This is a genomic window from Mycobacterium sp. TH-M25 (assembly GCF_057473665.1).
Genome location: NZ_JBYCLA010000140.1, coordinates 1 through 7,841, shown reverse-complemented (window position 1 = coordinate 7,841; position 7,841 = coordinate 1). Strand labels below are relative to the sequence as shown.

Annotated in this window: 7 protein-coding genes; all 7 read right to left on the bottom strand. The window is 66.3% G+C overall.

Going from position 1 to position 7,841, the window contains the following annotated elements; all coding sequences use genetic code 11:
* On the bottom strand, nucleotides 1–438 hold a 438-nt coding region (locus AC2VOU_RS04830), incomplete at its 3' end, for a ParA family protein (protein WP_486956332.1).
* A gap of 289 nt (nucleotides 439–727) precedes the next feature.
* Nucleotides 728–1,675: a site-specific tyrosine recombinase XerD gene (gene xerD / locus AC2VOU_RS04825; protein ID WP_486956331.1), complete on the bottom strand. Its 948-nt coding sequence runs from the start codon at nucleotides 1,673–1,675 to the stop codon at nucleotides 728–730.
* Nucleotides 1,672–2,298: an NUDIX domain-containing protein gene (locus AC2VOU_RS04820; RefSeq protein WP_486956330.1), complete on the bottom strand. Its 627-nt coding sequence runs from the start codon at nucleotides 2,296–2,298 to the stop codon at nucleotides 1,672–1,674. Before AC2VOU_RS04820 ends, xerD begins: the two co-directional genes overlap by 4 nt.
* Nucleotides 2,291–4,048 (bottom strand): CTP synthase, encoded by a 1,758-nt coding sequence (gene pyrG, locus AC2VOU_RS04815; RefSeq protein WP_486956329.1) that lies wholly within the window; start codon nucleotides 4,046–4,048, stop codon nucleotides 2,291–2,293. Before pyrG ends, AC2VOU_RS04820 begins: the two co-directional genes overlap by 8 nt.
* 163 nt (nucleotides 4,049–4,211) lie before the next feature.
* Entirely contained in the window at nucleotides 4,212–5,153 is a 942-nt protein-coding gene (locus tag AC2VOU_RS04810; protein WP_486956328.1) for a copper transporter, read from the bottom strand.
* Between the two features lie 12 nt (nucleotides 5,154–5,165).
* Entirely contained in the window at nucleotides 5,166–6,359 is a 1,194-nt protein-coding gene (gene steA, locus AC2VOU_RS04805; RefSeq protein WP_486956327.1) for a putative cytokinetic ring protein SteA, read from the bottom strand.
* 106 nt (nucleotides 6,360–6,465) lie between these two features.
* On the bottom strand, nucleotides 6,466–7,841 hold a 1,376-nt coding region (gene recN, locus AC2VOU_RS04800; protein WP_486956326.1), incomplete at its 5' end, for a DNA repair protein RecN.

The window sequence follows — 7,841 nt, the reverse complement described above, 5'->3', positions numbered from 1 at the left end:
GGGATGTAGCGCACGGGAAAGTGTCTGCTCGCGGCCCACCTCGTTGACCAGCTGGATTTCTGCGGCAGAAAGGTCGATGTTGCTCGGCACCAGGTCCAGGTTCTTGACCCGGGTGTGCATCAGCACATGGTCCAGCGACACCCGCGGCTCGATCAGCAGATTATGGATGGTGTGTTCTAGCTCGTAGTGCGGCACGCCCAGGCCGGCGGACAGCGCGCCCTGCGGGTCCAGGTCCACCAGCAGCACCCGGCGGCCGTATTCGGCGAGCGCGGCACCCAGGTTTATGGTCGACGTGGTCTTGCCGACGCCGCCCTTCTGATTGCACATCGCGATGACTTTGGCGGGTCCGTGCGACGTGCGCGGCTTGGGCTCGGGAATTGGTCGCGGTGCACGCCCGGTCAGGCCGATCTCGCTGCCCGCGTCAGCATCCTCGGTCATGGCGCCGCCCCAAGCGCGGTTGGTCGGGCAACGGCGGGCATGGCAGATGAGTCTAACGGTTACCAGCGCTGCCGCCGGCAGACCCGCAACAACGTCACCAGCGAATTTGGCAGCGCCGGCGGGTGGCCCCGCGAGCTAGGGGGCGCTCGCGGGTCTGAGGCGGCGCATTCCCTTCATGCGGTGGTCGTTCTGAGAGTCGGGCGCGAGCGTGCACAGATTTACGGCATCGGCGGCGTGTCGACGTACAGACACGCACGCTCGCGCTTGAGGGATGGCGCTGAACTGGCGGCTAACGCGCCCGCGGGTGGGCCTCGGCCCAGACTTCGCGCAGCGCGTGCACGGTGACCATGGTGTAGATCTGCGTGGTGGTCACCGAGGCATGGCCGAGCAACTCCTGGACCACGCGGACGTCGGCGCCACCCTCCAGCAGGTGCGTCGCGAAGGAGTGCCGCATCGTGTGCGGCGATACCCCCGAGCTGATGCCCGCCCGTTCGGCGGCGTCCTGCAGCACCTGCCATGCGCTTTGCCGCGACAGCCGGCCACCGCGGGCGTTGAGGAAGATCGCGGGAGTGCCGCGTCCGCGGCGCGCCAACTCGGATCGGCCCCGCACCAGGTAGGCGTCCAACGCCTGCACCGCGGGCCGGCCGATCGGCACCAGTCGCTGCTTGCCGCCCTTCCCGCGCAACAGCACCGACCGCGCCTGGGTGTCGACGTCGTCCAGATCGAGGCCGACCGCTTCGGAAATCCGCGCGCCGGTGGAGTACAGCAGTTCGAGCAGCGCGCGATTACGCAACGTCAACGGGCCATCGGAGGGGCTGTCGCCGCCGGCGCCGGCCAGCAGCGCAAGCACCTGATCGAGGCTGAGGCTCTTGGGCAGCCGCCGACTCGGTGTCGGTGGCTTGACCGCCTGCGCGACGTCGAATTCGGCGAGCCCCTCGGCCGCGGCGAATCGATGTAGCCCGCGCACGGCGATCAGGGTCCGCGCTGCCGACACCGCGGACAGGGGCGCGACGCCGTTGTCGGGATCGCCGCGGCGCAGCGCCATCAGGAATTCGCTCACGTCGTTCTCGGTGGCCTTGGCCAGGTCGTCGACGCCGCGGGTAGTGAGGTGATCGAAATACCGCCGCAGATCCCGACGATAGGAACTCAACGTGTTGGCCGCGACGCCGCGTTCGATGGTCAGGTGATCGAGATATCCCTGCAGTTGGCTTTCCAGCGGCGGTGCCAGTGTCGTCACCGCTCGGCTGCTTTGCGGGCCCGGAATGCTGTCGACCGGTCGATCCAGGGTGTGTCGACCGGACGCACTGCGGCGATTCCCCCGGCCACCGCGTGTGCCGCCAAAAGTCCGCTCACTGCAAGAGAATTGACGATCTCACCACTGAAAACCCGGCGTACGGCATCGGCGAGGGAGACCCATTCCATCGTCATATCGGCCTCCTCGTCGTGTGCCGCGGGCCGTTCGATCTCGCACACGCTGGGGGCCAAAAACCCCCGCACCGACTCGTCGATTAAACCGGGTGCGGAATCGAGATCGACCAACAGGTGCCTGTTCTCGGCCGCCAGGCCGACCTCCTCGCGCAATTCGCGGGCGGCGCTCACATGCGGGGCCTCGCCGTCGACGTCGAGGAGCCCGGCGGGCAGCTCCCACAGGCGCCGGCCGAAGGGATGGCGGTACTGGTACACCAGCGCAACCCGGCCGGCGTCGTCCATGGCCACGATAGCCACCGCGCCGTAATTCTCGACAACCTCCCGCGTCACGACCTGCCCGCCCGGCATCCGGACACGGTCGGCCCGCACCGCGAAAATCTTTCCGGTATGCAGCGTCTCGGACGAGGTCGTCTCGAAGATGTGCTCACCCACGAGCAACGGGTTCGGGCTCAGGCAGCGATGGCTCTGCGTCCTCGTGGTGTTCGCTGCCGTCGAGGCGTTGCTCGGGCATCTCCAGAGACAGCCGTTCGCCCGCCTTGTACTCGATCGCCGCGCCGATAAAGCCGCTGAACAGCGGATGCGGTCGGGTCGGCCGGCTCTTGAGCTCGGGATGGGCCTGGGTGCCGACGACGAACGGATGCATCTCGGGCGGATATTCGACGAACTCGACCAGGTGCCCGTCGGGAGAGGTGCCGGAGAACTTCAGACCGCTCTCGGCGATGCGGTCGCGGTAAGCATTGTTGACCTCGTAGCGATGCCGGTGCCGCTCGGATACCTCTGTCGCCTGATATGCCTGGGCGACAATGGAACCCGGTTCGAGCACGGCCGGGTAGGCGCCCAGGCGCATGGTACCGCCGAGGTCGGCTTCGCCGGCGACGATTTCTTCCTGGTCGGCCATCGTCGAGATGACGGGATCGGTGGTGTCTGGGTCGAACTCTGCGGAGTTGGCACCGCTCAAACCGACCGACCGGGCAGCTTCGATCACGATGCACTGCATGCCCAGGCACAGTCCCAGGATCGGCAATCCGCGCGCCCGAGCATGCGAAACGGCGCCGATCTTGCCTTCGATGCCACGGATGCCGAATCCGCCGGGGATCAGCACGCCGTGGACGTCGTCGAGCACCGCGGCCGCTCCGTGTGCGGTCTCGCAGTCGTCGGAGCCCACCCAGCGGATCTCGACCTTGGCTCGATGTTTGAAGCCGGCCGCGCGCAGCGCCTCACTCACCGACAGATAGGCGTCCGAAAGGTCGATATACTTGCCCACCAACGCAATTCGCACAGTTTCTTGCGGATCGTGCACCCGGCGCAGCAGGTCGTCCCACTCGGTCCAGTCGACGTCGCGGAACGGCAGGTTGAGCCGCCGCACGACGTAGGCGTCCAACTCCTCGCGGTGCAGAACTTTCGGGATGTCATAGATCGACGGCGCGTCGGGAGTGGAAATGATGCCGTCGATGTCGACGTCACACATCAGCGCGATCTTGTTTTTCAGCGGCTCTGGCACGTCGCGATCGCAGCGCAGGATCAGCGCGTCCGGGGTGATACCGATGCTGCGCAGTGCGGCCACCGAGTGCTGGGTGGGCTTGGTCTTCAATTCTCCGGACGGCGCCAGGTACGGGATCAGCGACACGTGCAGGAAGAAGACGTTCTGGCGGCCGATGTCGTGGCGCACCTGGCGCGCGGCCTCGAGGAATGGCTGGGACTCGATATCGCCGACGGTGCCGCCGATCTCGGTGATGACGACGTCTGGCCGGTGGCCGTCGGGTCCCGGTTCGGCCATCGCCAGGATGCGACGCTTGATCTCGTCGGTGATGTGCGGAATCACCTGGACAGTGTCACCGAGATATTCGCCGCGGCGCTCCTTGGCGATGACGGTCGAATAGACCTGTCCGGTGGTGACATTGGCCGACCCCGACAAATCGCGATCGAGAAAGCGCTCGTAATGGCCGACGTCGAGGTCGGTTTCGGCGCCATCCTCGGTGACAAACACCTCGCCGTGCTGAAACGGGTTCATCGTGCCCGGATCGACATTGAGGTAGGGATCCAGCTTCTGCATCGTCACCTGCAACCCGCGGGCGGTCAGCAACTGCCCCAGGCTGCTCGCGGTCAAGCCCTTACCGAGCGACGAGACAACCCCACCGCTGACGAAGAGATGCTTGGTGGCGGTCTGCGGATGCTTACGCAATGTGGCGACCTCCGTGAATGCGGCGCAGGGCTAGCCTCTGGTGAGGGCTGTTGTCCAGCTTTGGGCCTGCCGACCCACGGAAAACCACCCTAACAAACCCTGCAGCAGCTCGTCGCTGACACGCCCGGCTGCGCTCCCAGCATCGTCGGGAGGGGGCTTGGGCCTACTGCGCAACGGTGAGGCCGGTCGCGCGGCGGCCGGTGCCGTACTGCCCGGTGTGACCGCCATTGATCAAATCGGCCAGACCCAGGACCACCGTGATGCGGCCGGACTCGGCGTCGAGGTTGTCGACGGTGCTGATCACCGGGGTCATCGACGCGTCGGCGCGGGCTACGCCGACCGCGGCGGGCCCGTCCGCTGAGCCGTCGCGTCCAGCGAGCATCACCCCCGAACCGTGCGGTGCCAGTGCCGTGGCAAACCGGGCCACGCTGACGCCCTGGTTGCCGGCGTCCTCGCTGAGCGAGCCGCCGGTGAGGACCGCGGCGGCGTTCGATGCGCCGATGTGCTGGTTGCCGAAAGAGATGAAACCGGTGTCGCGGAGCGCGGCCAGCACCGTGTCGCGTTGCGCGTCGTCGGCCGGCGGGACCGCCGGATCGCGGTTGATCAACAACGCGATCCCCAGCAGATCCCCGGCCTGCGATCCCTGGTCGACGAGTGTGGTGCTCAGCTGGGAGCCGGCGGGCAGCACCGAAGAGTTGACCACCGAGTGCAGCTTCTCCGCCGAGTTGGCGTCGACAAATTCCTGAGTCAAAAGCACCGTGCCGGTGACCGCTCCCCCAGCCTGCGTGACGATCTTGGCCACCGCATCGACGTCGTCGTCCCTGGCGTCGGGAGCCCGAAAGATGATCAGCGATTTGCCGCTGAGCGCGTCGTGGACCATCCGCCCGGCCATCTGTGCGTCGAAAGCGTTGGCAGAAGCGACCTTTGCATCCAGCTGAGCCTTCTGGCCGTTGAGTCCGTTGACCTCGTTGTGTAGATTCCGGGTCTCGTCACGCAGTCCGGAGACCATAGTGTTGGACAACAAACCCGAGCCGAGCACGACGCCTACCGCCAAGGCCAGAAATACGGCGGCCAACGAAATCGCATGCTGGCGAAGCGATATCACGTCACAACCGTCCTAGTGGATCCAGTGCTGCAGCCAGAGCAGGAAGTGATTCCAGTAGAGGGTGGCCCAGTGCAGCACCACCGTATCCGTTCGCGATACCCACAGGGCGGCGACGATGGAGAGCAACATCGTCAGGATCAGCAACGCGATCGCACCAGATGAGATCCGGTTGTGGTACAGCGTCGCAACAGCTTTGGCGTCCACCACTTTCTCACCGACCCGCAACCGGGTGAGGAAGGTCGAAGGGTTGCTGTGTTGACGGGTCCGATCGAAGAACGTCTCGATGTTGGCGCGGTGGCCCGCTGTCACCAGCAGCGCCGCGCCGTGGTGGTCGGCCAACAGCAGTGCCAGGTCTGCCGGCGAACCGGCGGCGGGAAATGTCATGGCGCCAACCCCGAGATCTTGGATGCGCTCCAGGCCCGGGGCGTGGCCGTCGGCATCGGCCGGCAAGACGACCTGGGCGCCGCTTTTGAGGACTTCGGCGCTGAGATTGCTGGGGTCGCCGACGATCAGCTGCGGCCGATAACCGGCCTTGCGCAACACATCTGCGCCAGTGCCGACTCCGATCAAGACTGGCTGGTACTCTTTGATGAACGGCTTGAGCCGCTTGAGGTCGTCGGCCGCGTCTTCCTCTTCGGCGACGATGACGACGTGGCGGCGGCGCAATTCGATGTCGACGTCGGGAATGCCGATGCCGTCGATCAGCAGCGGGCTCTCGCTTCGAATGAACTCAATAGTGTTGCCGGCGAACGCTTCCAGATGGGCGACCAATCCACTCTTGGCCTCCTGCATCAGGCTGGCGATCTCTTCGTCGGTGCGTTCGGTGCCCTTGATCAGTCGCCGGTCGCCGGCGTAGACGCCACCGTTGTAGAGGCGGACCTTCGAGCCGTCTTTGACTTTCTTGAATACCTCGGTGCCGGTCTCGTCGATCAGTGTGACGCCGTTTGCCAGCAGAACCTCGGGTCCGAGGTTGGGGTAGCGGCCCGACACCGACGGGGATGCGTTGACCACTGCGGCGATCTCCGCGTCGACGAGTGCGTCGGCGGTAATCCGATCCAGGTCCAGCACGTCGAGGACCACGATGTCGCCGGGGCACACCCGGCGCAGCAACCGGTCGATGTCGCGGTCGACTCGGGCGGTTCCGACGACCCCTGGCCGCGATGTGTTGCGGGAAAGCAATGAGGACAAGGTGGTGGTCACGCTCATGGACGCGATTCTGTCGGGGAACCCGAGAATGCGCGGGGAGGCGCGCCGTAACAAATGCCTCAGAAGTAATATCGTGTCACACCTGTCACACGCTCAGGTGGCCTTTTCAGGTCGCAATCCGGTCACGGTCTGCGGCATCGAGTAGCTCGCGGGCGTGGGCGCGTGCGGTGTCGGAATCGCCTAGCCCGGCCAGCATTCTGGCCAGCTCGGCAACCCGGTCATCGCCGTCGAGGCGCCGCACTCCGCTGGCGCCGTTTGTGCCGTTGGTGTCCACCATCAGATGGATATCGGCGTAGGCCGCGACCTGTGGCAGGTGCGTCACCACGATGACTTGCCGGTTGCGGGCCAGCCGCGCCAGGCGCCGGCCGATCTGCACCGCCGCGCGTCCACCGACGCCGGCGTCCACCTCGTCGAAAACCATCGTGGTGCCGCTCGTCGACGCCGCCAGCACCACCTCCAGTGCGAGCATCACTCGCGACAGCTCGCCGCCCGAGGCGCTTTTGGCCAGCGGCAGCACCGTCATTCCGCGATGCGCGGCAAACCCGAACTCGACCAGGTCGACGCCGTCCCCTCCGGCATGCACAACAGCGCCGGAGGCCAGCGTCAGCCCCGCGGCATCGTCGGCGGTGGCCGGAATGGGCGACACCGTGATGGTGAATTCGGCGTCGGCCATCGCCAACCCCGACAGCTCACCGGTGACTTCCTTGGCGAGCCGCCTGGCGGCCTGGGTGCGAGCTTTACTGAGTTCGGCCGACGCGCTTGATAATTCGATGCCTAGTTGATGGACACGCCGCTGCAGCCCGGCCAGCGCCTCTTCGGAGACATCGAGCTGAGCGAGCCGGTCTCGCGCTTCGCGGGCCCACACCAACACGCCGTCGATGTCGGCGGCGTACTTACGGGTGAGGGTACGCAGCTCCGCTTGCCGGGCCAGCTTGGTGTCCAATATGCTGGCGTCAGAGGGTAATTCGCCCAGATACCTGCCGAGCTCGCGGGATACGTCGCCGACCACCGAGAGCGCCTCGTCAAGCTGGTTCGCCAATGCTCGCAGCGTTGCGTCGTCGGTTGACTCCAACGCCGCTTTGGCGCGCGCCAGACAGTCGGCGCCGGACGCCGAGTGTGCCGCAGGATCGGCGGTGGCGTCATCGCCCGTGCCGGACAACGCGACTCGCGCGCCGGATGCCGCCTCGCGCAGCGCGTCCAACTCCGAGAGTCGACGGATATCGCCGACCAGCGCGTCGTCCTCACCAGGCGCGGGGTCAACCGTGTCGATCTCGTCGAGCGCGAACTTCAGCCGGTCGGACTCCTGGGCCAATTCGCGCGCCCGGTTGCTGCGGTCGACGAAGTCACGTCGGGCCGTCTGCCATGCGTCGCGTAGTTTGCGGTATTTCTCCAGTTTGGCCTCGACGCCGGCAAAACGGTCGAGAGCTCCGCGTTGTTCGTCGGGCCGCATCAGCCGGAGCTGATCATTCTGTCCGTGCAGCG